Below are 25,483 nucleotides of genomic sequence, written 5' to 3' on the forward strand. Positions count from 1 at the left end.
AATGTCAAATACAATATTAAAAGTGGAGAAACTAAAAAAATCTTTCGAGTTGTCAAATGGCTTTTTTGAGAAGAAAAAAACAATTCAAGCAGTAAGCGATGTGTCATTTGAAATCCAAAAAGGCGAGACATTTAGTCTTGTTGGTGAAAGTGGTTGTGGCAAATCGACAACTGGTCGTCTCATCTCTAGATTATTAGAACCTACTGAAGGATCTATTTGGATTAATGGAATGGAAGTTTCAAATAAAAAAGAATCGCAATTAAAGCAGATGAGGCAATCGGTTCAAATGATTTTCCAAGACCCGTATGGATCATTGAATCCACGCATGAAAGTGAAAGAAATTATAGCTGAACCGCTGACTATTCATACTAATCTATCGACTAGTGAGCGTCAGAAAAAGGTGTTAGAAATCCTAGAAGTTGTAGGGTTAAGTGAGTATCACGCTGAAAGATATGCTCATGAGTTTAGTGGTGGACAAAGACAAAGAATTGGTATTGCACGTGCTTTAATTATGAAGCCACAGCTCATTATTGCTGACGAACCTGTTTCTGCCCTGGACGTATCTATCCAATCTCAAATATTAAATCTATTAAAAGATTTACAAAGGGAGTATGCCATTTCTTATTTATTTATCTCACATGATTTAAGTGTTGTTGAACATATAAGTGACAATATAGGTGTCATGTATTTAGGTGCTATCGTAGAATCAGGGCCTAAAGACATCGTTTTTGCAAATCCGCAACACCCGTACACGAAAGCATTATTATCTTCTGTACCAGTTGCAAACCCTAGATTAAGAAAAGAGAAAATCATTCTAAAAGGGGATATACCAAGTCCGAAAAACCCTCCATCAGGGTGTACATTCCATACAAGATGTCCTTTTGCTAAGGATGTTTGTAAGAAAGAGAAGCCAAAAAGACAACAGCTTCAAGAAGAAAATCATTTTGCAGCTTGCCATTTGTTAGACCAATAAATCGAAGAGGTGATGGGTATGAAAGTTGGATTAAGTACTTATAGCTTAGTAAAGAAAATGCGAGCAGGAAACATGGATGTATTAGATGTTATTCAATGGGTTGCAGATAATGGTGGAGAGCACGTCGAACTGGTTCCTTATGAATTTACAGTTGTAGATAATCCGGAACTAGCTGATCAAATTAAAGAGAAGGCGCAACAACTAGGACTTGAATTATCAGCGTATTCCTTACCTGCAAATTTTGTTCAAGAGACGGATGAGGCATTTTATGCAGAGGTAGAACGGTTAAAGCAACATGTTGATATTGTGAATCGAATGGGCATTAAAATCATGCGACATGATGTTACAGCCTTTACGTTACCAAAAGAGGATATGACAATCCATTATTTTAATGAACACTTCGATAAACTTGTAAAAGGAAGCCAACTCCTTGCAGATTATGCAGCACAGTTTGGTATCACAACAACGATTGAAAATCATGGTTTTAATGTTCAAACGAGTGATCGCGTACAACAAGTTATTCACGCTGTAAATAGACCGAATTTTAAAACAACCTTAGATGTAGGGAATTTCCTATGTATAGATGAAGAACCTTTAGTAGGTGTAAAGAAAAATATCCCGTACGCTGCTACAGTGCATTTTAAAGATTTTTATACTAGACCTTATTTTGAAAATCCAGGAGCAGGCGAATGGTTTAGAACAGTAAATGATAATTACATTCGTGGTGCAATTGTAGGACACGGCGACATTAATATTCGTGAAATCATGAACATTGTTAAGTCTTCAGGATATGATGGTTATCTTACCATTGAATTTGAAGGCATGGAAGATTGCGAAGTTGGCTCGAAAATTGGGATGGATAATGTTAAACGATTATGGCATGAGGCAAATTGCTAAAAGATAAACCTCATCAAAAGGAGCTGGAATTATGTCGAAAATAAATGTTTGTGTAATAGGAACAGGTACAATTTCTGACCATCATTTTAAAGCGTATGCTAATAATCCAGATGTCACGATATATGGTGTATATGATTATGTGTATGAAAGAGCGCAGAAAAAAGCTGAACAATATGGTGCGAAAAAGGTATTTAAAAGTTTAGAAGAGTTATTTTCAGACACGAATGTTGACGCGGTCAGCATCTGTACTTGGAACAAAACCCATGCTGAAATTGCAATAGAAGCATTAAAACATGATTTACACATCTTAGTTGAGAAGCCTTTATGTATGACAGTAGAAGAAGCTTATGCGATTCAAGAAGAAGCCGATAAGCATAACAAGGTATTTCAGGTAGGATTTGTGAGAAGATTTGGTACGAATACAAAAGTATTAAAGTCCTTTATTGATGCTGGAAAGCTTGGGGATATCTATTATGCAAAGGCGACTTATACGAGACGCCTAGGAAACCCAGGAGGTTGGTTTGTAGATGTCAATAAGTCTGGTGGCGGCCCTTTAATTGATATCGGGGTGCACATCATCGATATTTGCTGGTATTTGATGGGCAGACCAAAAGTAAAATCAATCTCAGGCAATACGTATAACCAATTAGGGAATCGAAAAAACATAAAGAATCTAAGTTTTTATAAAACAGCGGATTATGATCAAACAGAAAATACTGTGGAAGATTTAGCAAATGCATTGATTACATTTGAAAATGGTGCCTCTTTATTAATTGATGTGTCGTATACATTACATGCCAAAGAGGATGAATTAGGCGTAAAACTATTTGGCACAAAAGGCGGGGCAGAATTAGAACCAGAACTAGTTATTATCAGCGAAGAAAACGATACAATTTTGAATATGCAACCTCAAATTGATCACTTAACTTTTGATTTTCAAAATGCTTTTCAAAATGAAATTAATTCATTTATCGAAAGCTGTGTAACAGGCGTAGTTTCACAAGCACCTGTTGAAGATGGAGTTGAAATTATGAAAATTCTAGAAGGCATTTATAAAGCGGCAGAAACAAAAAGTGAGGTGCGCTACTAATATGACATCAACATTACAACTATCCAATAAAATTGGTGTTATAGTGGATAGCTTTGGATTACCTCTTTATGAAGGTTTAAAAAAAGCGAAAGAAATTGGAGCGGACGGTGTTCAAATCTATGCAGTTTCGGGTGAAATGGCACCAGAGAATATGTCTACATCAGCTCGAACAGAATTAAGAAATTATTTAACATCAATAGATTTAGAGATATCCGCTTTATGCGGTGATTTAGGGGGGCACGGTTTTCAAAACAAACAAGACAATGCGCTCAAAGTCGAACAATCAAAAAGAATACTAGATATGGCAGTTGAACTTGGTACTAATATTGTCACAACACATATTGGTATCATTCCAGAGGATTCTAATAGTGAAATTTACTACGCATTACAGCAAGCATGTGAGGAGCTAGGACAATACGCGAAAAGTCTAGATGCTTACTTTGCTATTGAAACTGGACCTGAGAAAGCTGTTACTTTAAAGCAGTTTTTAGATAGTCTAAGTACCAATGGTGTATCAGTAAATTTTGATCCAGCCAATATGGTTATGGTAACAGGAGATAATCCAGTTGCAGGGGTGAAAATTCTACAAGACTATATTGTTCATACCCATGTGAAGGATGGCGTGCAGTTGAAAAAGACTGACCCAAGAGATGTCTATGGCTTTGTAGGGTACGGTGAAGGGGTTGATCATCGTAAAATTGCTGAAATGGTAGCTGCTGGAGAATATTTTAGGGAGCTTCCTTTAGGCCAAGGAAATGTTAATTTTGACAGCTATTTTAAAGCATTACAAGCGATTAACTATACAGGGTATTTAACTATTGAAAGAGAGGTTAAGAATGTCCCTGAAGTAGATATCTCTCAAGCTGTAGAATTTATCCGCAAATATAAGCAATAAAGTGATTTTTCTAGTAATTTCCATTACTATGAACATAAGGAATGTTTCTCACGAATTTTACTTAAGAACAGGGAAGTGTGTCTTATGGAAAAGCAAGACCAATTATTGATGAAAAAACAAAATAGATTATTAGTTTTAGAATTATTAAGAGCGATGTCACCAATTTCTCGCATACAACTTTCCAAAGTAACGAAAATGAGTCCAACTTCAATCACGCGAATTGTTCAAGAGCTACAAGAAGAAGGTTTTGTTCGGGAATCTCTTATTGAATCTACAAGCATCGGAAGAAAGCCAACATTGTTAGAATTATGTCCAGATGTCTTATATACAGTAGGTGTGGAACTAGATCGTCGAATAGTTAGAGTGGGCTTAGTCGATTTTCTAGGAGAGTTTGTGGACTTTAAAGTTTTCCAGAGAAAATCACAAGAGAGTTATAGAGAGACATTAAATAATATCCATGAAAAAACTTTACAAATCATTAATGAAAACCAAATAGAGATGAAAAAAGTGATCGGTTTAGGGGTAGGATTACCAGGTTCTATTGATTATGAAAAAGGCATCGTTAAAATTTCTGAGCAACTGCAGTGGGAAAATATCCCACTGGCAGAAGATTTAAAGGAGTTAACGAATCATAATATCATCATTGATAACGAGCTTAAGATGAAAATAATAGCTGAAAATACAATAGGGCAATCAATAGACTCTGATAATTGTATTTTACTAGGCATTGGATCAGGCATAGGTGCAGCCATATTACTTCATGGTGAAGTACACCGTGGCACTTCTAATAATGCTGGAGAAATTGGTCATACAGTGATCGATCCTAATGGCGTAATATGCCATTGTGGAAAAGTAGGTTGCTTATCAACGTATATTTCTGAAAGTGCCATTATTGCTGATGCCAATAAAGTAAAACCAATCAATTCTATAGAAGAAGTGTATGATGCCTATCGTTCAAAGGAGACATGGGCATGTAATATAATGGACCGGGTAACTACGTATATAGCGCTTGCTGTTAGTAATATGGCTTGTTTGTATGAACCAGAGTATATCATTTTAAGTGGGCATTTGATTGATGAGCTACCGGGGATAGGCAAATTTATAGAAGAAAAATGTGACCGTTATATATGGCAGTCCATTCGTCAAAATCTTAAAATTGTATACTCAAAGCTTGGTAGTGAAGGAGTTGTAAGGGGAGCTGCTATACAAGCTCAAAAGGTCTTACTCGATTTATAAGTTTAAGAATATCTTTGTAAGGTGGATGATTGCTAATGACTTATGATATTTTGATAAAAGAATATCGAGCAAATATGCTTGAAAATACTCATACAGGTATAATTTGCGGCGTAAATGACCAGCAACAAACTGAGTTTCATATCGGTGATACAGAGCAATATGTTTTCTTACGTTCGGCAGCTAAACCGATACAAGCAATTCCTGTATTTATGACGAATATTATCGAAAAGAATCAATTGACTGAACAAGAAAGTGCTTTGTTTATGGCCTCTCATCGAGGAGAATCTTATCAAGTAGATGCATTAAAGAGTATGCTGTCAAAACTACCTGTAAAAGAAGAGGAGCTTTATTGTGCTCCTTCTTATCCATTAAATAAAAGTCCACAACAGCAAGTCATTAGAGAAGGTAAAGAAAAGCGTAAATTATATCACAATTGTGCGGGCAAACATATGGGCTTTATCACGGTTTGTCGAGAATTAGGTTACTCTGTAGATGACTATTGGAAGCCAGATCATCCTCTACAACAACAAATTCTACATATACTTGCCAAACTATCTGATATGGCAGTTGATCAAATTAAAATTGGTATTGATGGTTGTGGAGTTCCGGTATTTGCAATTCCACTTAAAAATATTGCCATTTGTTTTCTCAAATTAGGTTGTCCCGATCTGATTGAGGATATCGAAATAAGAAAAGCGGTAGTTAAACTAACTGCAGCTATGAATCGACATTATAATATGATTGCATCAGAAAACTTCATATGTAGCACGCTATTGAAAAGTTCAAATATTGTAGCAAAAGGAGGAGCACAAGGTGTTTATTGCTTCGCTTTAAAAGAAGAAAGAATCGCTATTGCGCTAAAGGTGATGAATGGTTCAGAAGATGTGTGGCCGAATATAATTGCTTCGATTTTAGAGCAGATAAATTATAAAGATAAGAACATGATCCAGTACTTAAAAGAATTACGACCACCTTTCATTAAGAATGATGCAGGGGATAATGTAGGCCATATCGAAGATGCATTTGTAGTAAATCAATTCAAATTTATATAACTGTTAAATAAAAAAGCGATAGGAGACCACATCTCATATCGCTTTTAGTCATGTTATTTTCTTGTTTTCCATTCTGCAACGATAAAGAAGATAATGAAGAAGGCAAAAGCGATGACAAAAAACCATCCCGGTAAGCTACCAAAGGACATGAGGACACCTCCATGTGCTAAAAGTACAAATAATATAGTATTAGCATACCACAAAACGGCTGAATATCATTTCGCAGCAGTCCATCCATGATTTTAGCTGATGTTAAATTTTATCATCGATTAAATATAAAAAGGTAGAGTTATAGAATCAACTCTACCTTTCTTGTAACATTTCTATTACTATACTAAACAAGTACCATCTAATTTAACTTAGCAAACGATACTAAATCGCCTTTATCGCAAGATTGAAAGCCTTGTTTTTCATAAAAATGTCTTACATCAGGAGCTTCTTCAGTTAATAGTACTTTTTGACGAACACTTTCATATCTTTTAATAACATCTTGTATTAATTGAGAAGCAATTCCTTTGTTTTGATACTCATTTAACACAAGTATGTCCTGGATATAAATTATCGTTAAACCATCACCAACTATACGAATTAACCCCACTAAGTTGTTATCTTCCCAAGCAGATACGACCTCTAAAGATTGAAGTAATGCTTGTTGAAGCAATGCTATATCGTTTGTATAAGCAGTCCAACCAACATCGTTATATAAATTTTTTAATTGTTCACTATCGATAGTTTTACTATTTTTAAATGTTAATTCCATTTATTATCCTCCTCAAAATTTTAGTTTGAAGAGTCACTTCTTAATTTATCCACTGTCTTATACCTCCTTTCAAATGAATAGACTTTCAATAATTAGTTAATCATTATATCTCGTTACATTAAATATTTTCCATATTAAGTTATTATATCATAATTTTTTGAATTATCAAATATAAATTGTGATACCATCAATATAGGGATAGAAGGTAATATAGTTCTGTTATTCATATTCTAAAACTATGATTTTCCTTTCGCACTATAAATTCCATAAGCAGTAACTCCAAATAAATAGCCTATTCCAGTTCCTAAACTAACTGTAAATACTAGAAAGCTTGGTTTGAAAAATATGCCAAGAATTATACCGATAGCACAACCAAAAATCATTCACAGTGGTATTAAACTATCTATTAAATCTTGAGCGTCTTTTGACTTTTTCATACCTAATATTCCTTTCTATGTTACTTTATTTAAGGTTGAATTTTATTGATATTGTGGGCAATATGAAGGGTAAAATAATGCTAGTAAGCAAAGCTATGTATAACAATTTGCTTTCCTTCTAAATGTTTTTTCAATTATAATCCATTTTAACATAAAATATCTTTAGATGGTTTTAATTACAATTAGTTAGTTGTGGAAAAATGGTAAATTTTAGTGAATAAGAAAAGCTTTAACTAATAAAAATCGTTAAGATTGGTTTGTGGTTAAAAATAACTTTATTATTCAGATACAATTTCTCAAAAAAATATGCGCATTTCTCGCACATTCCAGTGAAAATCGTTTAAAATAGGAGAATGTAATCTATTTACGTATTGATAAAGGATTTTCTAATAAGAGAGGTTGTTTATACCATGTTACATTTAAAATGGAAAGACGCACCAACGTTGAAAACAGTTACTTGTAAACAAACAGATGCAAAGAAATACCTTGTATCAAATGTACTAACAGTTGGGAAAGAATATGAAGTGAAAAATGAAACAGAAGAATTCATTTTTGTTATCGATAATTCAGGACATATTGGTGGCTTTTACAAAGAGTACTTCGAATAAGTAGTATTAAACAAAAACGGCTTCCGCAAAAAAATGCGAAAGTCGTTTTTTATCATATGTAAGCTCAATAAGGAGGAACTATACATGCATGATTTAGTTGGAAAAGTTAAGAATGAGCGTCTTGCTCGTGTATATAACGAAGAACAGGCATTACTTATAGGAAATGGTGGCTATATTTCACCAGACCCGACTTTGTGGCAAGATGTTTTGATCAGTGTTGCTTTGCAAAAGCCAGTTCTATTAAAAGGGCCAGCGGGTTCAGGTAAAACCAAGTTAGCTGAATCGGTGTCTGCTTATTTTGGACAGCCTATGCATAGTATCAACTGCTCAGTTGATTTAGATGCTGAAAGCTTACTTGGCTTTAAGACAATCGTGCAAAAGGATGGAGAAACAGTTATTGAGTTTGTGGAAGGTCCTGTTGTCAAAGCGATGAAGGAAGGGCACTTACTGTATATTGATGAAATCAATATGGCAAAGGCGGAGACATTGCCGATTTTACATAGTGTTCTTGATTATCGACGTATGTTAACAAATCCGTTTACGGGAGAAGTGATTCAAGCGCATCCACATTTTAATGTATTATCGGCTATCAACGAAGGGTATATAGGAACAGCTCCGATGAATGAGGCACTGAAGAACCGTTTTATTTCCTACAGCATTCCATACTTGGCTGGTGAGCAACTGAAGAATTTATGGGAAAGTGCTTTCCCGAATGCACCACAAAGTTTGAAAAACGTGATGTACAATTTAGCGGAGGATTTGAAGGGGCAAGTACAAAATGGCTTACTAAGTGAAGAAGCAGCATCTATCCGTAGTTTAATGGACGCTACTGAATTAGCCCAATATATTGAGCCACTACGTGCAATTCGCTATGCTGTTGCAGAGAAATTGGATGACATTGGTGAACGTGAGCTCGTGATGGAATTAGCTAAAACGTGGGTGAAGTGAGGTTGATCGCATGTCACAGATGAATCGCTTTATTCAATTTAATAATGAACAGATTAATGCACGCCAGATGCTTCATTATGAGCAATTAACGCGAGCTCTATCTCATGCACCATACTTATCTTTAACCGAGAGACAAGTGTTAGAATTACGTCCAAAAGAGCAAGCACTGTCAATGAGTGTTTTTTGGCGTCATCGTGAGAAAGAAATCATGCATGCAGGACGATTATCTGACATCTATTTGCTAGCAGCTGGCTTTTGGCGCTATTTTTCAGTGCAGCCTTTTTTAGAATTACTTGAGGATTTACTCGGAGAACCTAATGCCCATTTATTTGAGCAACTTGTTTTAATGGCAGAAGAATTTCGTTTGATGGATGCGGTTGAGAAGGAACGCCCAGGTACTGGTGAGGCATTTAACGTAAGACGTAGAGTGTATTTGGAATTTCATAAGCAGCAACTTCAAGTTAATTTACAAAAGGGCTTTTTAGCAGATGCTACTTTGAATTATTTATTCGTCATGGCACATGAAGGCTCTATGCAATTAGATACATCTAGTATGCCTGACTTTTTTGACCCATTACAATTCACTTGGCAGTCTCTTTATGACGCTCGTTCAACTGAAGATAGCATTACGGTAGTTTATCGTGTTATGGCAATGATTGCAGAACATATGGACAAGGACTTAATGCACACTTACTATGCTGTTATGGATTCTTTAGCAGAAGCAGCGAAGTTCAATGAACATAAAGGCGTTACAGAGCAAGAACAAGGTAACAAAGAAGAGGCAAAAGAAACGATTGAAGAGCTATTCCGCACTTGGCACCGCGAGTCACAGTCTGATGAGGGCGTCCATATGCGTTATGAACTAGAGCATGGGAATGAAGGAAAGGCAATGTCAACAGAAGCAGAAGAGGGTCGAGAAGGAGCAGAGATTTCCGAAGTCGGTATTGGCGGAGCACAAGAACAAAAGGATTCTGTTCAACAAGATGATACTGACGATGTAAAAAAATTGCCTCCTGAGAAAAAGCAAGCAGGTAAATATTTTGGTGAAGAACATCGTAATGTCATCTATGAAGAGAAACGAATTGAAACGGTACGAGAAGCTGGTTCAATGGATGAATTAGTCACTTGGCGTACTACGCAAGAGCCTTATGTAAAGGCATTAATGGCTGAATTTAGAAAGCGTATGGCTCAAAAGGAAATTGCTAGACGTGACCATTTAACAAAAGGTCGACTTTCCTCCAAACTAACAACCTTTTTAATCGATGAAAGACCAAAACCATTTTATAAGAAAAATGCACCAGCGAAGCCACTAGATGCAGTGTTTGGTTTATTAGTTGATGGCTCGGCTTCTATGATTGATAAAATGGACGAAACAAAGCAAGCGGTTCTGCTTTTTCATGATGTTTTGCGTAAAATGGGCATAACACATGAAATCGTCTCTTTTTACGAAGATGCCTACGAAGCAACAGAAGAAAAACAGCCAAATACATTTGAATGGGTGCATAAATTAGAGGACGGTGCAAAGGATAGCGGCTCTGCCATTATGGCATTAGAAGCGCATGAAGATAATCGCGATGGCTTTGCAATTCGCTGGATGCTGAAGCGATTAGCAGCTCGTGATGAAAAACATCGATTTCTACTTGTTTTCTCAGACGGGGAACCCTCAGCATTTGGCTATGCGCAAAACGGCATAGTTGATACAGCAGAAGCGGTAATGGATGCAGAGAAGAAGGGCATTCATGTCATGCATTTATTCTTGAATACTGATATGCCAAGTGAGGAGCAGTTGCAGTTATTCAGAATGATTTATGGACCTCAATCTGTTGCAGCAGATAGTGTGGAGAAGTTTACGGATGTGACATTGAGGTTGTTGAGGAAGATGATTGGACTTGTTATTCAGTCTGGATAATGAATGTTAAATGAAAAAAATGCATTGTTTAAATAGCAAAGTATATAAAAGGATGAACAAGATGACTTGTAATTGTAATTCACAGATTTCTAACAATTTGATTGTAGAGGCGGATTTTACAGATCCAATTTGGTGTGGAAAATGTCGTGCTAATTTTGAGATTGAAGAGTTTGATTTATCGATAAATTTACTTGATGGATTCTCTAGTTGGTCAGAAAATTATGGAGAATGGATAGATTGGGATACTGACAAGAGATTACCTAATGCTGATGAATTAATCGCTAAATTTAACAAAGAGGGCTTAAGACTAACAGAACAGTTTCGGGATGAGTTAGGAGAAAGCTATACAATTACATTTTCTCCATTTAAGTAAAACATATTAAGCGTATAGTCGACAGTAAGCTTAAGGTTATCAGGAAAAATTCAATTCAAACTCGTATTTTCCCTATATACGAAAAAAAAGCATAATTATTTTCTATTTACTCAATTAATCTTTATGCTAAATATGTAGTGAGGTGAGTGAGTTGAAGGCAACAGAGCAGAGAACATTGCAAAATGGACTAAGGATGCTGGAGTTATTAAAACAGCATCCAAAATTGAAAGCGACTGAAATTGGGGATGCACTTGGATTAAGTTCAACATCAACTTATCGGATTTTAGCAATTTTACAAGAATACAAGTTGATCACGAGAGATAAGGCATATTTCTATGTGAATAATGCATTTTTTCAAACGGTCATTGTGAACCCTAAAAAGATTCCTTGGTACGAATTAAAAACGCCATTTGAGGTCGTAAAAGAAATACAAGAGAATGTCTATCTTGCAGTGATTGAAGATGAGCAACTTGTTACGAAACGAATTGTCAATAGAGAGGGTATTGAGATTGACGTGCAGTCAAGGAAGAGAAAATCTAAAGTGCATCATTCTGCCATTGGAAAAGTACTATTGGCTTTTTCATCCGATGAAGATCAAAAAGCCTTAATTAATAACATCGACTTTACGCCAATGACTGCTCAGACTTTTCAGGAAAAGGATCTATTTTTAAGACATATTCAAGAGATTAACAAACGTGGTTATGCTATAGATGATGAGGAAACTGAAATTGGTATGCGCTGTATCGCAGCACCGATTTTGATCAATCATGAAGTAGTAGCGGCCTTTGCAATCTCAGGTTCAACTGAGAATATATCACGTCGAAAATTTAATCAGCTATCAAAAAAAATCATTAGTTACAGTCACCTAGTTGCTGAGGAACTCATTCACTTATCACGCTAAATGTAAAAGGAGGAACCTTGGATGAACTATACGTCAATTAAAAAACAGGATATTTCCATTTCAACAATTGGTTTAGGCGCGAATGCGGTCGGTGGTCATAACTTGTTCGAAAATTTAAATGAAGAAGATGGAAAAGAATTAGTGAAAGTAGCATTAAACAATGGGGTTACACTCATTGATACGGCAGATATATATGGTCCTGGTCGTTCAGAAGAATTAGTTGGAGAAGTACTTCAAAGTTTCCCACGTGAGCAATACATATTAGCTACAAAGGGTGCGAGAATGCAGAATGAGCAGGGAGAAATAGTCTCAAATAACGCACCTGACTATTTACGAAGTGCGTGTGAGGCTAGTTTAAAACGTTTAGGTTTAGACTATATTGATATTTACTATATCCATTTCCCAGAACAAGGTGCTTCACTTGAGTTAGCAGTAACTGAATTGGTGAAATTGAAACAAGAGGGAAAAATTAGGGTAATTGGTATTTCCAATGTAACGCTTGAGCAGTTAAAAGAAGCTAATAGTGCAGGGAATATTGATGTTGTCCAGTTGGAATACAATATGCTAAACCGTGCTATTGAAGAAGATATTTTACCATATTGCATCGAGCAACAAATTGCTGTTGTTGCATATGGACCTCTTGCTTTTGGTATTCTTGGAGGGAAATATACAAAAGATTTGAAATTAGATAGTTGTGACTGGCGAAATCGTGTAGAACTTTTTAAAGCTGGAAATTTTGAAGCTAATTTAACAAAAGTTGAAAGATTAAAAGAAATAGCCTTGAAGAAAGATACGACAGTTGGTAATTTAGCAATTGCGTGGTTACTAGCACAAAAAGGAATAACAGCAGTTATCCCTGGTGGGAAAAAAACAAATCAATTATTAGAAAACTTAAAAGCAAGTGAGATCAAACTTACAGCCGAAGATTTAGCTAGTATTGAAGAGATTATATAAGATAAACATGTATGGCATCAGAGCTACCCCGTGTTCAGTTTCATTAATCATGTTAGTGGGATTTTTTATGTTATAAAGTATTTTTTACCTTAGGCTTATCTATAGCTACTGACTTTTATTCGAAAGGTGTTTTCTCAAGAAGAGGAATAATAGTTATAACCGGATTGCGGATTTAAAGGACATTTTTAACAGTATGGAACTTATGGCTGAACACGTTGCAACCGTAACCAAAATAGAAATGTAGCATTCATGCAGGAAGTTATTTAGGAAACAAGAAATCATGTGATTGCATTTTGGAATTGGCAACAACAAAACTATTTTGTAAAGTAATTTTGTTGGGAATTAAAATTAGTAGGTGAGTTAAATTGAAAAAAAAATTATGTATTATTGTTTGTTAGCTTTATTGTACTTGTAATGGTAACAATATTTTCTAGAGGTAGAGAAAATATTATATTGGATGAATTAAGTACATTTATTACGATAATTTCTATGTTTGTAGGGGTTATAGCTCCGTTAAGATGAGAATATTATCCTTAAATATCTATTTTGTTTACATTTTTGGAATATGATCCGTATTTTAAATTTATATTTTCAGATGTATAACAAAAGCTTGAAAAGTTGAGAAGGCAGAAATTGAGGATGTTCAGTGGGCGCTCTCCGAGTATGGCGAGTGCTCGAGATCGGTTTATATTTAACTTAGGTGGCGTTTGCCGATTCCATCGTCAGTCGAAAACATGCGGTTTTTCTCCAGTTCAAAAACAAGAAAGGGTCTGACTATACAAGCATAGCACTTGTGCAGCCAGACCCTTTCTAAACATATAGACCGTCCCTATTTTTGAAAAAAAGGTACATCCAAAAAACTTTTAGATCGCTTTTGAGCCCTTTCAAACCATCAGTTTGGAAGGGCTCAAAAGCATGAAGATCATTCGCACGTGTCCACTCCTTAAATTCCCACTCCAAGATCAGCAAAGAACGCTAACCTTTTCGCTCCGATTTATCGTGGTCGCTTACCTCTAATCTTTCTTAAAAACTATGTCCATTTTTCTATACACATAACTTGGTATATTTTTTAATCTTGCGACAAGTAAATCCATTTTGTTTCATCAAATTTTTCAATGATATAATTTGAACTAATAGTTTGTAACATTTTATTGAAAAATTCTACACTATCATCATTATCATATAAATCTTCCTGAACATATTCTTTAATAATAAAATTTGTTAAATGTGTATTATTCACAAAATCTGAAAAATACAATCTCAAAGCAATTGAATCCTCTTCTGTAAAAGTTTCATCGTTAATTAATGAAATTTTAAAAACATTTAAAATTTCATTAATATCTTCTTCATCCATATAACATAAAGGATCCATCTTTTTATCTTCTTCTGTAAAAGGATTTCTAGTATCTTCAATTACCACATAAGCTAAAATACTCCCATTTTTAAATACACGAAAAATTTCTAAATCTCTCAATTTCAAAACTCTATTAAGTGAAATCATTTTTTCCTCCTATCCAAACACTAAACTAGGATGTTTCACTAGCGTACTTATTGTTACACCTATCATTGTAGCAATAGTAGTTAAATATACCACAGGAGATAGTAATATAGTTGTCCAAGATATTTTATTTAATTCAGCACGTTCTTTATCTATTTATTTTTGTTTTTCTACGCCTTTTTTATAATCTGAAGTCGCTTTTACATTTTTTTGTACAGCTTTGGAACACCTTCTGAAGTTAAAGTTTTACCATGACTTTTGCCTTCAGGAATTCTTTCAGCCCCTTGTACTTTACCTTTATACAAATTCCTCACCAAAAGTCGAGTATGACATTTGGTTAAAGAGTGTATAGATTTAAGAATGCAATTTGATTGGAGTGGAGGCTGTGCGACTCCTAGGGGATTAGCGTTCTAGATGAGACCCTGGGGCGAGAATAGCGAGTGAAGCGGCTCATCAGACGCCCCCTGGAAAGCGCATAGCCGGAACGGAAATCAACTAGATCTTTATTAGAATGGAGATTTATCCTTTTTTCACAAATAATCCATATTAAGGTATAATTACTTGTGTGAACATATGTAAAAGCTAGGAGCGAGAAGAGCATGGAATCTAATATTTTGCTAGTTGAAGATGATATATCTATTCAAGAAATGGTCGAAAGCTATTTAACAAAAGAGGGGTTTGTTGTAGCGACGGCTTCTGATGGAGAAGATGGACTGGCGAAGTTTATGCGAGGTTCATTTGATTTAGTCATTCTTGATATTATGATGCCGAAGATAGATGGTTTAGAAGTTGTGAGATTGATTCGCGAAAAAAGTGCTGTTCCAATCTTAATGATGTCTGCTAAGGATACAGATGTTGATAAGGCGATTGGCTTAGGCCTTGGAGCAGATGATTACATTTGTAAACCCTTTTCAATGATTGAGTTGTCTGCAAGAGTAAAGGCAGGGATTCGTCGTTCGACAAAATATTCAGTTCCTCCAAAGGTAGATGAAAAAATTATACAAATTGGTGACTTGAAAATAGATACAATCAATTTTACAGCTTGGAAGAAAGGTGAAGTCATTAAACTCACATCTAAAGAATTTGAGTTATTAAAGTTATTTGCAAAAAATCGTAATCGTGTATTTTCAAAAGCTCAGATTTATAATCTCATTTGGAATGAAGAATATTATGGTGATGAAAATGTTATAAATGTTCATATGAGAAGGCTGCGAGAGAAGATAGAGAACGATCCATCAAACCCAGTATATATTAAAACGTTGTGGGGAATCGGATATAAATTGGAAGTGATGTAAAATGGAGTTTTTTTTAATATTGATCATTGTCATATTAATAGGTTTTATCTTTTTTCAATATAATATGCAGAAAAATAAAGATGAGGATTTACGATACATATATGAGAAGCTACAGAATATTTTAGAAAAGCAAACAGCTGAAAAGTTATTAGTTGTGACAGATAATAAAGAACTGCAAAAGTTATTAGTAGCTATTAATCATTTATTAGTAGTAAAGCAAACAACAAATGCAGATCAAGCAAAGGTAGAAATATCAATGCGTAAAATGCTCTCTAATATATCACATGATTTGAAAACACCGCTTACGGTTGTTCTTGGCTATGTAGAGATGTTACATACAGATCCAACAATGACCGAGAATGAACGACAAGTTTTATTAAAAAAGGTGCATGTAAAAACGATTGAGGTAATGGAACTAATTCAAAAGTTCTTTGATCTATCGAAACTGGAGTCAGGAGATAAGGAAATTGAGTTAACGAGAGTTAATATGAACGAAGTATGTCAGGAAAATATTTTATCGTTCTATGATTTACTTATGGCGAAAGGCTTTTCGGTTGAAATTGATATTCCGAATGAACAACTATATGCACATGGAAATACAGATGTGTTAAGTAGAATTTTAAATAATTTAATATCAAATGCAATTACGTATGGCGATGATGGAAAAACACTCGGAATGACTTTAAGAAACGATGACAAGATAGTGTACATTGATATTTGGGATAAAGGAAAAGGGATTTCTGAGTCACATATTGATAAGGTATTTGAGCGTATGTACACATTAGAAGATTCAAGAAATCGTAAATATCAAGGTAGTGGGCTTGGATTGACGATTACGAAGCGTCTAGTGGAAGCTTTAGATGGGGAGATTCATCTCTCAAGTAAACCATATGATAAAACAGTATTTACAATTATGCTGAAAAGAATGGAATATTAGCTTGTAGAACGATTCTACAAGCTTTTTGTTTTGTTCCTGGCAGTATCAACGATGTCCATCTCAAGAAGAAACAATTCACATCACAGGTAGATCAATATTGTTTTCATGTTTATTTAGTATCTACATACGATTTTCTGTGAGCTTAAGGAATTTGTAAGAATCGATTAAGAAAAAAGAGATGTTCGTTCCGTACAATAAAAATAGACGGTGAAAGGGGAAAAAATAAAATGTCATATATATTAAAAACAAACCAACTAACAAAAGTATTTGAAGGAAAAGAGGTTGTTTCCGGGGTCAATATGCATGTAAAGCAAGGTGAAATATACGGATTTTTGGGTCCAAACGGGGCCGGTAAAACTACGATTATGAAAATGATTACAAATTTAATAAAACCGACGAGCGGAGATATTGAAATTTTTGGTCAAAAGTTAACGAATACATCATATGAAGTCCTTAAAAGAATGGGGACGATTATTGAATATCCTATTTTTTATGAGAAGCTAACTGCGCGGGAAAACCTTTACTTACATTGTGAATACATGGGCTATTATGACAAGAAGTCGATTGATCATGCTTTAGATCTTGTGAAGTTAAATAATGTAGATGACAAAAAGGTGAAAGATTTTTCTCTTGGAATGAAACAAAGATTAGGAATAGCCAGAGCGATTACGACGAAACCAGAACTGTTAATTTTAGATGAACCTATCAATGGCTTAGACCCAATCGGTATTAAAGAATTGCGAGAGTTATTTAAAATGCTTTGCAAAGAATATGGCATTACTTTATTAGTTTCTAGCCACATATTAGCTGAAATGGAACAAATGGCAGACACTATTGGGGTCATTCAAAATGGAAAATTGATTAAAGAAGTTTCTATGAAGAGTATCAATGGAGAACAGACAGATTATATTGAGGTAAAGGTTCAAAATATAAAAAAAGCTGCTTTCATTTTAGATAATCAGCTAGGTATAAAAAATTATAAAATCATGAGTGAACAAACAATTCGCATATATGAAGTGACTGCTACACAGCAAGACATTTCAAAGGCCCTTATTATGAATGATATTGAGATTGAAAGCATCAACAAAAAGCATAGCTCTTTGGAAGAATATTTCATGAATTTAATGAACGGAGAGGGGATTCATGCTTAAATTAAATGCAATTAGACCTTGTGAAAAATAAATTTGGCTGGTATTTCAAAGGAGCAATTATAGCAAACATCCTCATGATAGCCTTACTTTGGTTTGTAATGTATATATCACAAATTGAAGGTGACTTAATTGCTACAACACATCTAGACTTTTTCGTAATGATTGGTGCAATGGTCAGAGCTACATATCGATTCGAAATATTGAGATAGAGGATGCAATTTAATTTTAAAAGAGGTATTTAAAGAACGTTGCAGGATAGAAAAAATAGTATTTCTTAAATCTTTCTTGGAGGTAATCAACATGTTTAAACTTATGAAACTGGAATGGAAAAAAAATCAGTTATCCAGTTATTTTAAAGGGTTAGTATTTTGTATATTGGGGATTTTAGCTGCTGTTTGTTTAATGGCGTGGGGATCTAAAGTTGAGGATGATCTTATGTTTCGAGATTATACCGAATTCATGTCTTTAACGAATATTTTCATTAGAATCGTATTTATCATTTTTTCGAGTGTCATTTTATCACGATTAGTAATTGATGAATATAGGAATAAAACGATTCAATTATTGTTTAGCTACCCGCTGAAACGAAAAAAATTAATGCAAGCTAAGTTATCAATTGTCTTTGGGTTTTGTTTTTTTAGTATTATTATCGCTACTTTTATCATTAGTGTGATAATTTATTTTTTAAATCCAATGTTAGAATTCTTTGCAACACCAATGAGTTTGAGTGAAATAGTTGCAATAGTTCCAACAACTTTTATTAGTGCTTTTATGACTGCTGGAGTAAGCCTGATTCCTCTGTACTTTGGAATGAGAAAAAAATCAACTGCTACAACCATTACCTCGGCCGTAATAATTAGCTTCTTAATAAATGGAAATGTATCAAGTGGTGGAACTCAGGTTAGTCTTATACAATTCATTGTTGTTCCAATTACACTATGTCTTCTAGGCCTTTTAATCGGCTATCTCTCTTATCATAAAGTTGAAAAAATAGATTTGGTTTAAAAGGAATGAGGAAAAGAAATGAAAAAATTCATAATAACATCCATTATGTTAATCGCTATTTTTGGATTTCTCTTAAGTGTCATGCATAAAAGAGGGGATAAATTTCAGGAAGAAAAATCATATGATATGGAGGGCATAAAAGAAGTAGTTATTAACAATGAATCTTGGAATCTTGAGTTGGAAAACAGTGAATCAAACAAACTAACTGTCACAGTCGAAGGTAAACAGAAAGACAAAAAGAATAATCCTGTCTCAATCAAAAACAAAGGCAAGAGGATAATAATTAGTCAGCAAGATGAAGATGGTGGGTTTACTGATAACTTTAGCTTTGGAAAAAAAGGAATTATTCATATTTCAATCCCACAGAACGCTTTAGATACGCTTACAGTAAATAATAGCTATGGTGATATAAAAATGAATGATATTAAAAGTAAAAACGTAATAATTTCAAACGACTCAGGTACGGCAAAAATTGAAGGACTGTCAGCCGAGGAAGGTAGATTTACGTCAAAAGATGGTGAACTAAGTTTGAAAGAAAGTTCGTTAAAAAATTTAACATCAGCTTCTACTTCTGGAGATAACTATCTAATGAATGTGAATAGCCCTAATATGAATATTACTTCAGAAGATGGTGAAGTGTCAGTGAAAGATGCAGTAGAAGGAAAGACATTACTCGTAGAAACAAAGTCAGGAGATATTACTGTGGCCTATAAAGAAATTCCGACCTCTTTGAAACTTACCGCAAATAGTAATTCATCTGATATAACACTAAATTTAGATAGTTTGAAATTAGACACGGATACTGAAAAATCAAAAGTAGGCACAATTGGTGACGGGTTTAATCAAATGGAGCTCTTAAGTGAGAATGGCACGATCAATGTAAAATAAATAGAAAACGACATTATATTAAATGAACTATTGAAGCTATCCTCTATAAAACACTAAATATTAGTTGAAAAGTAGACTAAAAGCTGTGTCAGCTCTTAGTTTATTTTTTTTGTAATCATTAGTTAAGGTAATAACGATGAATAGTTTTATGAATTAGGTGAGTAAAAAACTTTATCTAATTGACAATAATCTACCAGTCATGTAATGTTTAAGTTGGTTTAGAAAATTACGAATTTTTTTGATTTAAAGAGAATGAATTGATGTTATCATAGCGTATTTTTAACAAAATAATCCTCATATGAGGTTACTATTCTATTGTTAATCGTATATTTTTCTTTCTACATTTAAGAAACTTTGGTCCAATCTTATTAGGTCATAGACTTATTGAGATATATGAATAATTTTGAGGAGAGTGATTCATTTGTCATTGTCGATTCAAGAATTGTTAGAGAACAAGGGGATTCAAGTAAAGAAAGACCATTTTGAAAGTTTGCAAGAGAAATGGGAAGGTATACAAGCGCTAAGAGGGAACTTAGAGGGAGCCAATATTGATGATGCTGATATTAGTCTGAAGAATATTCCTGGAGGTGACCACATTGATGAATGATTTAATTTTGAAGTCAGTTGATGAACTTGCACCGTTAATTAAAAATAAAACATTATCGCCAGTTGAGCTAACAAAAGCTGTCCTAGATCACGCTGAAAAAAGTCAGGACAAGATTAACTCATATATGTCTTTTTATAGAGAAGAAGCAGTAGAAGCTGCTAAAAAAGCGGAACAGGATATTATGCAAGGTAATTATCGTGGGATGTATCATGGTATGCCAATTGCACTTAAAGATAATTTGTTTTTTAAAGATAAAATAACAACAATGTCTTCAAAAATTCATAAGGATTTTGTTTCTGATTACGACGCTACAGTAGTTAGAAAATTAAGAGATGCAGGTGTTATTTTTACTGGGAAACTCAGCATGCACGAATATGCATGGGGGATAACAAATAATAATCCACACTATGGTCCAGTAAGAAATCCTTGGAATTTAAATAAAATCCCTGGGGGTTCAAGTGGTGGTTCAGGAGCTGCTGTAGCAGTAGGTGCTAGTATTGCGTCGTTAGGGACTGATACTGCGGGGTCTATTCGTATTCCTTCATCTGCATGTGGTATTGTAGGTCTTAAGCCAACACATGGTCGGGTTAGTAAGTATGGATGTTATCCACTTGCTTGGTCTCTGGATCATATTGGACCAATGACGAAAACAGTTAAAGATGCAGCAGGGATGTTAGAAATTATTTCTGGCTATGACAGAAATGATCCTACTTCTGTAAATGTCTCTATTGATAACTATATAGGACAAGTTACAGGTGAGGTGAAGGATTTAGTAATTGGAGTTAATGAAGATTACTTCTTTAATCAAGTAGATGATGATATTAATAAACTTGTTCGTGCAAGTATTCAAAAACTAGTAGATCAAGGAGCTAAAGTAGAAACGGTTAAAATTCCAACACTTCAACATTCTGAATGGGCTGAATTAGTCACTTCTTTATCAGAAGCTTCTGCTATACATCACTCAGATTTAATGAACCGACCAGATGATTTTGGTGATGATATTCGATTCTTATTTGAATTAGGAGAGCTTCCTTCGGCTGTTGATTATTTACAAGCACAGCAAGTTAGAAGACAGTTAAAACATGAATTTAACGAAGTATTTGAAAAGGTTGATGTATTAATATCACCAACACTGCCAGTTATAGCGCCAACTATTGGCGAAAATTTTGCAGACTTGAATGGAGAAAAAGTAGATTTAATAGATAATATTATTCGTTTTACTGGTCCAGGTAATTTAACTGGTTTACCTGCATTATCAGTACCTTGTGGTTTTAAAGGAGATATGCCAGTAGGAATACAAATCATGGGACCAGCTTTCAGTGAAGGTAGAGTATTAAATGTGGGCTACGCAATTGAGCAAACACAACCTTTAAAGGGAAGAAAACCGCTTATTTTTACTAACGTATAATGCAAAATACAAATTGAATTTTAATAATAAATAGAAAAAGCAGGAGCATTTTAGCTTCTGCTTTTATTTGTATGTTTTATGAGGTTAGTTGCTGATTATATCAAGAAAGGTCATAGAAAAGGGCTTAATAACACAAATGATTTTAATTATTATCTTGATACATAGTTAAAATTTCTTTAGCTTTTAATCGTAAGCCATCTATTAATTCCTTTGGTTCTAATACTCGCGCATCTTTTCCAAGTCTAAAAAATAGCGGGGTAATAAAAGATATTTCACCTTGGTCAATGTCAGAATCGATATATCCAGTGCCATCTTCTTTTGTTTCTACAAGTCCTTCAAAACTAGGCACACTTTTACATTGACGTACACCCTCTATAGATAAAAGAACATGCAATTTAACTGGTCTTTTTACTTCATATGAGTGAAACCATTCTTCTAAATTCATGAACTCAACTTCATTATCTTCAGTGGATAAAATTGAAAGTAGGCGATCTACACGATGCAGCAAAATTTTCTGCTTACTAAAATCATATGCAGGCATATACCATAGTCCGTCATGAGCATATACACCGATAGGGCGAATATGTTTGCCTTTCATGCCTGACTTAGACTCATATTGAATATGTAAGCTTCTATTTTCTATAGAAGCTTCTAATACATCCTTTAATAATGGTGTATCTATCGTCCTTTTTGGGTTCCAAAAAGCGATATAAGAACGAATTTTATCGACTTTCACTTTGGCATCATTCGGAAGTGAACTATATAATTTATGTTCGACTGAGCTGATTTCTGTATCAAAAGGCAAGTTGCGATAATAATTTAGAGATTGAAAAGCAAAGAATATTGAAACAGCTTCTTCTTCTGTGAAAAGAATTGGAGGCAGTAGTCTGTTTGTTAAAACTGTATACCCACCATTCCGTCCTTGCTCAGCATAAATTGGCAAACCCATATCGCTCAAGTCCAATATATATCGATGAACTGTACGAATGGAAATATTAAATTCATCCGCAATTTCTTGTGCTGTGAACTTTCTTTTTGCATTGGCAAACATAAGAATATCTAGTAGACGCTTCGCTTTTGACATTTTTTCACCTTTTCTTTTTAATCATGCCATTACTTGTCATGTTTTAACGTTAGTATAGTTTATACCTAATGATTTTATCAATAAGGGACAAACTAAAAATAAAAGGAGACAAGAGTATGACGCGAGAAGTTATTTTATATATTGGCGTTAGTTTAGATGGATTTATTGCTAAGGAAGATGATGATTTGCAGTGGTTAGAAGAAGTTGAAGGAGAGGGTGACAATGGATATGCAGCGATGTATGAAACAATTGATACAACGATTATGGGAAAAAGAACATATGACTACGTGATGGAACACGCAGAATCATTTCCATATCCTGATAAGAAAAACTATGTATTTACTAACTCTGAACAAGGTTCAACTGAATATGTAGATTTTGTAAAAGAAGATGTAGTTGAGTTTACTAAAAAATTGAAAAAACAAGAAGGCACTAAAATTTGGATGGTTGGTGGTTCGGGGATACTCGATGCTTTTGTTAAAGAAAATTTAATAGACGAATATATTATAACTGTGACACCCCATATTTTAGGGTCTGGAATTCCATTATTTAAAGAAAATAACCCACAAATCAATTTAACTTTAATAGACACCAAGCGCTTTGGACAATTTGTCCATTTACATTATAAAGTGAAATAATTAGTTTGTATTTCTTTTTTATTTTAGAATAGCATTAAAAACAGGGCACTTCTATCGATTGTAGTAGGTGTCCTAACTTTTTTGAGTAACGTGCATAAATATGCATTATAAGGAATGAGTGTCATTATTAGGTTTTTTCTATTAATATCTATTATCAAACAAAATGTCGAAATAAGCAATAATCAATAACTATTAATAAGAGGATGTAGAATTCATGTTTTCAAGTATAGAATTTATAATAGCTTTCTTATTTGTTTAATTATGGAGTAATTTCGATATTTATAGATGCTGTTGTAATCACAGTTCCTTTTGGAATTCAGTTTATGTGAATGGGTATTTAGCTTAGTCACTTTTCGTAAGTTCTATTTTTGGGGGTCATTAAGATTAAGCTTGGAAATAATTGATGTGACTTATGTGTGAAATGAAACATATATTGAGGTATTAGAACTCTACATAGTATATAGCAGCCTATTATCCATCCTATTAAATCGTTATGCTATACTAGATGAATCATCAAAGCAGTAGAGAAGGGAATTTTCAAATGAACGGACAAAATCGAAATGACGTAAAACCTGGACTTGTCGTAGATATTATTTTGAAGAAAGATCAACGAACAGGCATTAAAACGAGAGGTGTCGTAAAGGATTTATTGACGAATTCATCTTTCCACCCTCACGGTATTAAAGTTCGCCTTACAGATGGTCAAATTGGTCGTGTATGTGACATCATCGAATAAAAATAAAAAGCTGGGAATGACTGATTTGAACTGCCCCGTAAAAGTTAGACACCATTCTAACTTTTACGGGGGTTTTTTTATGGCAAAAGTACGAGTTGAACAACGTATTCAAGCGGTTCAACGATACTTAAATGGATATGAATCCATGCGTGAAATCGCGAAAGATATCGGCGTCACAGATCGGGTTGTCAATGAATGGGTTCGCCGTTATCAAGAAAATGGTATAGAGACTTTCTTAAAGTCCTATACAAAATATTCCGCTGAATATAAAATGAATGTACTAAATTATATGAATGAAACAGGTACATCTTCGATTAACGCAGCTGCACTATTTAATATTTCATCTCCTGGCATGATTCGAAATTGGAAAATGAAGTTTGAGATTGGTGGTTATGATGCCCTTGTTTCTAAGAAAAAGGGGCGTCCATCCATGAAAAAAGAAACAAAAAGAACAACGAAACCAATATCAGCTAAAAGATCTGTCGAGGCATTAGAAGCACGTATTAAACAATTAGAAATGGAGAATGCGTACTTAAAAAAGTTGAATACTTTAGTTCAAAAGCAAGAAAAATTACCAATCAAATCAAAGCGCAAGTAATTTATGAACTAAAGGAATTCTATGAAGTAGTGGAGTTAATCAAAGTCGCTGATATTCCACGTAGCACGTATTACTATTGGGAAAAGCGTTTGAATCGTACTGATAAATACGTTGATGTGAAAATAGCAATTCAGTCTATTTACCATGAGCATAAGGGACGTTATGGTTATCGTCGGATCACCAAAGAATTGAAAAGATACGGCTTTCACCATGATCCTAAAACGATTAACTGTTTGATGAATACCATCGGTATTAAATGTGAAGTCCGTATGAAGAAATACCGTTCGTATAAAGGAAACGTCGGGAAAATTGCCCCAAACATATTACAACGCGATTTTAAAGCGGCGAAGATGAACGAGAAATGGGTAACAGACGTGACAGAGTTCCATCTATTTGGTGAGAAACGCTATTTATCACCCGTACTTGATTTGTGCAATGGTGAAATCATTGCCTATAAGATAATGAATCGACCAGTGTATAAACTAGTTCATGATATGTTAGAACAAGCATTGGAACGCCTTCAATCAGGTGATCAAGTCATTCTTCATTCGGATCAAGGTTGGCACTATCAAATGAAAAAGTATCAACGAACATTAAAACAACAC

Annotated in this window: 27 protein-coding genes; 24 read left to right on the forward strand and 3 right to left on the reverse strand. The window is 34.3% G+C overall.

The features are described from left to right. Nucleotide 1: 1 nt before the first annotated feature. The 6 genes from ACQKM9_RS14480 (at nucleotide 2) to ACQKM9_RS14505 (ending at nucleotide 6,143) form a co-directional block, all read left to right on the forward strand. The gene (locus ACQKM9_RS14480) at nucleotides 2-973 is read left to right on the forward strand and encodes an ABC transporter ATP-binding protein (RefSeq protein ID WP_427735042.1); all 972 of its coding nucleotides are present in this window, start codon (nucleotides 2-4) and stop codon (nucleotides 971-973) included. A gap of 18 nt (nucleotides 974-991) precedes the next feature. Further along, nucleotides 992-1,870: a sugar phosphate isomerase/epimerase family protein gene (locus ACQKM9_RS14485; protein WP_427735043.1), complete on the forward strand. Its 879-nt coding sequence runs from the start codon at nucleotides 992-994 to the stop codon at nucleotides 1,868-1,870. A 31-nt stretch (nucleotides 1,871-1,901) separates the two neighbouring features. Continuing rightward, nucleotides 1,902-2,960, forward strand: coding sequence for a Gfo/Idh/MocA family protein (locus tag ACQKM9_RS14490; RefSeq protein ID WP_427735044.1), 1,059 nt, complete (start codon nucleotides 1,902-1,904; stop codon nucleotides 2,958-2,960). Nucleotide 2,961: 1 nt separating this feature from the next. Further along, nucleotides 2,962-3,855, forward strand: coding sequence for a sugar phosphate isomerase/epimerase family protein (locus ACQKM9_RS14495; protein WP_427735045.1), 894 nt, complete (start codon nucleotides 2,962-2,964; stop codon nucleotides 3,853-3,855). Nucleotides 3,856-3,939: 84 nt separating this feature from the next. Further along, nucleotides 3,940-5,091 carry an ROK family protein gene (locus tag ACQKM9_RS14500; protein WP_427735046.1) on the forward strand — a complete coding sequence of 384 codons (1,152 nt, stop codon included), beginning with the start codon at nucleotides 3,940-3,942 and terminating at the stop codon, nucleotides 5,089-5,091. 35 nt (nucleotides 5,092-5,126) lie between these two features. Next, the gene (locus tag ACQKM9_RS14505; RefSeq protein ID WP_427735047.1) at nucleotides 5,127-6,143 is read left to right on the forward strand and encodes an asparaginase; all 1,017 of its coding nucleotides are present in this window, start codon (nucleotides 5,127-5,129) and stop codon (nucleotides 6,141-6,143) included. 349 nt (nucleotides 6,144-6,492) lie between these two features. On the opposite strand, the gene ACQKM9_RS14510 is transcribed toward ACQKM9_RS14505, so the two are convergent. Beyond that, the gene (locus ACQKM9_RS14510) at nucleotides 6,493-6,903 is read right to left on the reverse strand and encodes a GNAT family N-acetyltransferase (protein WP_427735048.1); all 411 of its coding nucleotides are present in this window, start codon (nucleotides 6,901-6,903) and stop codon (nucleotides 6,493-6,495) included. 847 nt (nucleotides 6,904-7,750) lie between these two features. On the opposite strand from ACQKM9_RS14510, the gene ACQKM9_RS14515 reads away from it, so the two are divergent. The 6 genes from ACQKM9_RS14515 (at nucleotide 7,751) to ACQKM9_RS14540 (ending at nucleotide 13,033) form a co-directional block, all read left to right on the forward strand. Then, nucleotides 7,751-7,948, forward strand: a complete 198-nt coding sequence (locus ACQKM9_RS14515; RefSeq protein ID WP_427735049.1) for a DUF6501 family protein — start codon at nucleotides 7,751-7,753, stop codon at nucleotides 7,946-7,948. 84 nt (nucleotides 7,949-8,032) lie between these two features. Continuing rightward, the gene (locus tag ACQKM9_RS14520; RefSeq protein WP_427735050.1) at nucleotides 8,033-8,896 is read left to right on the forward strand and encodes an ATP-binding protein; all 864 of its coding nucleotides are present in this window, start codon (nucleotides 8,033-8,035) and stop codon (nucleotides 8,894-8,896) included. 10 nt (nucleotides 8,897-8,906) lie between these two features. Next, nucleotides 8,907-10,805, forward strand: coding sequence for a vWA domain-containing protein (locus ACQKM9_RS14525; RefSeq protein WP_427735051.1), 1,899 nt, complete (start codon nucleotides 8,907-8,909; stop codon nucleotides 10,803-10,805). A gap of 61 nt (nucleotides 10,806-10,866) precedes the next feature. Next, complete coding sequence (locus ACQKM9_RS14530; protein WP_427735053.1) at nucleotides 10,867-11,178, forward strand: hypothetical protein; 312 nt, start codon at nucleotides 10,867-10,869, stop codon at nucleotides 11,176-11,178. A 151-nt stretch (nucleotides 11,179-11,329) separates the two neighbouring features. Beyond that, nucleotides 11,330-12,079, forward strand: a complete 750-nt coding sequence (locus ACQKM9_RS14535; protein ID WP_427735054.1) for an IclR family transcriptional regulator — start codon at nucleotides 11,330-11,332, stop codon at nucleotides 12,077-12,079. Nucleotides 12,080-12,100: 21 nt separating this feature from the next. Further along, nucleotides 12,101-13,033 (forward strand): aldo/keto reductase, encoded by a 933-nt coding sequence (locus tag ACQKM9_RS14540; RefSeq protein WP_427735055.1) that lies wholly within the window; start codon nucleotides 12,101-12,103, stop codon nucleotides 13,031-13,033. Between the two features lie 1,069 nt (nucleotides 13,034-14,102). On the opposite strand, the gene ACQKM9_RS14545 is transcribed toward ACQKM9_RS14540, so the two are convergent. After that, on the reverse strand, nucleotides 14,103-14,534 hold the full coding sequence (locus tag ACQKM9_RS14545) for a terpene synthase (RefSeq protein ID WP_427735056.1): 432 nt from the start codon (nucleotides 14,532-14,534) through the stop codon (nucleotides 14,103-14,105). A gap of 596 nt (nucleotides 14,535-15,130) precedes the next feature. On the opposite strand from ACQKM9_RS14545, the gene ACQKM9_RS14550 reads away from it, so the two are divergent. From ACQKM9_RS14550 to ACQKM9_RS14585, 8 genes are all read left to right on the forward strand, one after another. Next, on the forward strand, nucleotides 15,131-15,826 hold the full coding sequence (locus ACQKM9_RS14550) for a response regulator transcription factor (protein ID WP_427735057.1): 696 nt from the start codon (nucleotides 15,131-15,133) through the stop codon (nucleotides 15,824-15,826). Between the two features lies 1 nt (nucleotide 15,827). Next, entirely contained in the window at nucleotides 15,828-16,763 is a 936-nt protein-coding gene (locus tag ACQKM9_RS14555) for a HAMP domain-containing histidine kinase (RefSeq protein WP_427735058.1), read from the forward strand. A gap of 227 nt (nucleotides 16,764-16,990) precedes the next feature. After that, nucleotides 16,991-17,914, forward strand: a complete 924-nt coding sequence (locus ACQKM9_RS14560; protein ID WP_427735059.1) for an ABC transporter ATP-binding protein — start codon at nucleotides 16,991-16,993, stop codon at nucleotides 17,912-17,914. A gap of 5 nt (nucleotides 17,915-17,919) precedes the next feature. Next, nucleotides 17,920-18,123 (forward strand): hypothetical protein, encoded by a 204-nt coding sequence (locus tag ACQKM9_RS14565; protein ID WP_427735060.1) that lies wholly within the window; start codon nucleotides 17,920-17,922, stop codon nucleotides 18,121-18,123. Between the two features lie 91 nt (nucleotides 18,124-18,214). Beyond that, nucleotides 18,215-18,919, forward strand: a complete 705-nt coding sequence (locus tag ACQKM9_RS14570) for an ABC transporter permease (RefSeq protein WP_427735062.1) — start codon at nucleotides 18,215-18,217, stop codon at nucleotides 18,917-18,919. 18 nt (nucleotides 18,920-18,937) lie between these two features. Beyond that, nucleotides 18,938-19,807 carry a DUF4097 family beta strand repeat-containing protein gene (locus ACQKM9_RS14575; RefSeq protein WP_427735063.1) on the forward strand — a complete coding sequence of 290 codons (870 nt, stop codon included), beginning with the start codon at nucleotides 18,938-18,940 and terminating at the stop codon, nucleotides 19,805-19,807. A 421-nt stretch (nucleotides 19,808-20,228) separates the two neighbouring features. Next, the gene (locus ACQKM9_RS14580) at nucleotides 20,229-20,414 is read left to right on the forward strand and encodes a hypothetical protein (protein ID WP_427735064.1); all 186 of its coding nucleotides are present in this window, start codon (nucleotides 20,229-20,231) and stop codon (nucleotides 20,412-20,414) included. After that, nucleotides 20,404-21,822, forward strand: a complete 1,419-nt coding sequence (locus ACQKM9_RS14585) for an amidase (RefSeq protein WP_427735065.1) — start codon at nucleotides 20,404-20,406, stop codon at nucleotides 21,820-21,822. Before ACQKM9_RS14580 ends, ACQKM9_RS14585 begins: the two co-directional genes overlap by 11 nt. Nucleotides 21,823-21,964: 142 nt before the next feature. Here the strand turns inward: ACQKM9_RS14585 and ACQKM9_RS14590 are convergent, their stop codons facing one another. Next, nucleotides 21,965-22,906, reverse strand: a complete 942-nt coding sequence (locus ACQKM9_RS14590; protein WP_427735066.1) for a helix-turn-helix transcriptional regulator — start codon at nucleotides 22,904-22,906, stop codon at nucleotides 21,965-21,967. Between the two features lie 116 nt (nucleotides 22,907-23,022). On the opposite strand from ACQKM9_RS14590, the gene ACQKM9_RS14595 reads away from it, so the two are divergent. The 4 genes from ACQKM9_RS14595 to ACQKM9_RS14610 form a co-directional block, all read left to right on the forward strand. Beyond that, nucleotides 23,023-23,544, forward strand: coding sequence for a dihydrofolate reductase family protein (locus tag ACQKM9_RS14595; RefSeq protein ID WP_427735067.1), 522 nt, complete (start codon nucleotides 23,023-23,025; stop codon nucleotides 23,542-23,544). 541 nt (nucleotides 23,545-24,085) lie between these two features. Continuing rightward, nucleotides 24,086-24,280, forward strand: a complete 195-nt coding sequence (locus ACQKM9_RS14600; protein ID WP_427735068.1) for a YwbE family protein — start codon at nucleotides 24,086-24,088, stop codon at nucleotides 24,278-24,280. A 79-nt stretch (nucleotides 24,281-24,359) separates the two neighbouring features. Beyond that, nucleotides 24,360-24,878, forward strand: a complete 519-nt coding sequence (locus tag ACQKM9_RS14605) for a helix-turn-helix domain-containing protein (protein WP_427735069.1) — start codon at nucleotides 24,360-24,362, stop codon at nucleotides 24,876-24,878. Then, a partial coding sequence (locus tag ACQKM9_RS14610; protein ID WP_427735074.1) for an IS3 family transposase occupies nucleotides 24,863-25,483 on the forward strand: 621 nt, incomplete at its 3' end. The genes ACQKM9_RS14605 and ACQKM9_RS14610, both read left to right, overlap by 16 nt.

Source organism: Viridibacillus sp. NPDC093762 (assembly GCF_050279675.1).
Lineage (GTDB): Bacteria > Bacillota > Bacilli > Bacillales_A > Planococcaceae > Viridibacillus.

Bases quoted from the DNA above. Each gene is read 5' to 3' on its own strand.
- ACQKM9_RS14485 (WP_427735043.1), top strand. From the start codon at position 992: ATGAAAGTTGGATTAAGTACTTATAGCTTAGTAAAGAAAATGCGAGCA.
- ACQKM9_RS14480 (WP_427735042.1), top strand. From the start codon at position 2: ATGTCAAATACAATATTAAAAGTGGAGAAACTAAAAAAATCTTTCGAG.
- ACQKM9_RS14565 (WP_427735060.1), top strand. From the start codon at position 17,920: ATGCAATTAGACCTTGTGAAAAATAAATTTGGCTGGTATTTCAAAGGA.
- ACQKM9_RS14570 (WP_427735062.1), top strand. From the start codon at position 18,215: ATGTTTAAACTTATGAAACTGGAATGGAAAAAAAATCAGTTATCCAGT.
- ACQKM9_RS14495 (WP_427735045.1), top strand. From the start codon at position 2,962: ATGACATCAACATTACAACTATCCAATAAAATTGGTGTTATAGTGGAT.
- ACQKM9_RS14530 (WP_427735053.1), top strand. From the start codon at position 10,867: ATGACTTGTAATTGTAATTCACAGATTTCTAACAATTTGATTGTAGAG.
- ACQKM9_RS14510 (WP_427735048.1), bottom strand. From the start codon at position 6,903: ATGGAATTAACATTTAAAAATAGTAAAACTATCGATAGTGAACAATTA.
- ACQKM9_RS14515 (WP_427735049.1), top strand. From the start codon at position 7,751: ATGTTACATTTAAAATGGAAAGACGCACCAACGTTGAAAACAGTTACT.
- ACQKM9_RS14575 (WP_427735063.1), top strand. From the start codon at position 18,938: ATGAAAAAATTCATAATAACATCCATTATGTTAATCGCTATTTTTGGA.
- ACQKM9_RS14550 (WP_427735057.1), top strand. From the start codon at position 15,131: ATGGAATCTAATATTTTGCTAGTTGAAGATGATATATCTATTCAAGAA.
- ACQKM9_RS14555 (WP_427735058.1), top strand. From the start codon at position 15,828: ATGGAGTTTTTTTTAATATTGATCATTGTCATATTAATAGGTTTTATC.
- ACQKM9_RS14545 (WP_427735056.1), bottom strand. From the start codon at position 14,534: ATGATTTCACTTAATAGAGTTTTGAAATTGAGAGATTTAGAAATTTTT.
- ACQKM9_RS14595 (WP_427735067.1), top strand. From the start codon at position 23,023: ATGACGCGAGAAGTTATTTTATATATTGGCGTTAGTTTAGATGGATTT.
- ACQKM9_RS14600 (WP_427735068.1), top strand. From the start codon at position 24,086: ATGAACGGACAAAATCGAAATGACGTAAAACCTGGACTTGTCGTAGAT.
- ACQKM9_RS14500 (WP_427735046.1), top strand. From the start codon at position 3,940: ATGGAAAAGCAAGACCAATTATTGATGAAAAAACAAAATAGATTATTA.
- ACQKM9_RS14490 (WP_427735044.1), top strand. From the start codon at position 1,902: ATGTCGAAAATAAATGTTTGTGTAATAGGAACAGGTACAATTTCTGAC.
- ACQKM9_RS14590 (WP_427735066.1), bottom strand. From the start codon at position 22,906: ATGTCAAAAGCGAAGCGTCTACTAGATATTCTTATGTTTGCCAATGCA.
- ACQKM9_RS14560 (WP_427735059.1), top strand. From the start codon at position 16,991: ATGTCATATATATTAAAAACAAACCAACTAACAAAAGTATTTGAAGGA.
- ACQKM9_RS14520 (WP_427735050.1), top strand. From the start codon at position 8,033: ATGCATGATTTAGTTGGAAAAGTTAAGAATGAGCGTCTTGCTCGTGTA.
- ACQKM9_RS14605 (WP_427735069.1), top strand. From the start codon at position 24,360: ATGGCAAAAGTACGAGTTGAACAACGTATTCAAGCGGTTCAACGATAC.
- ACQKM9_RS14540 (WP_427735055.1), top strand. From the start codon at position 12,101: ATGAACTATACGTCAATTAAAAAACAGGATATTTCCATTTCAACAATT.
- ACQKM9_RS14505 (WP_427735047.1), top strand. From the start codon at position 5,127: ATGACTTATGATATTTTGATAAAAGAATATCGAGCAAATATGCTTGAA.
- ACQKM9_RS14525 (WP_427735051.1), top strand. From the start codon at position 8,907: ATGTCACAGATGAATCGCTTTATTCAATTTAATAATGAACAGATTAAT.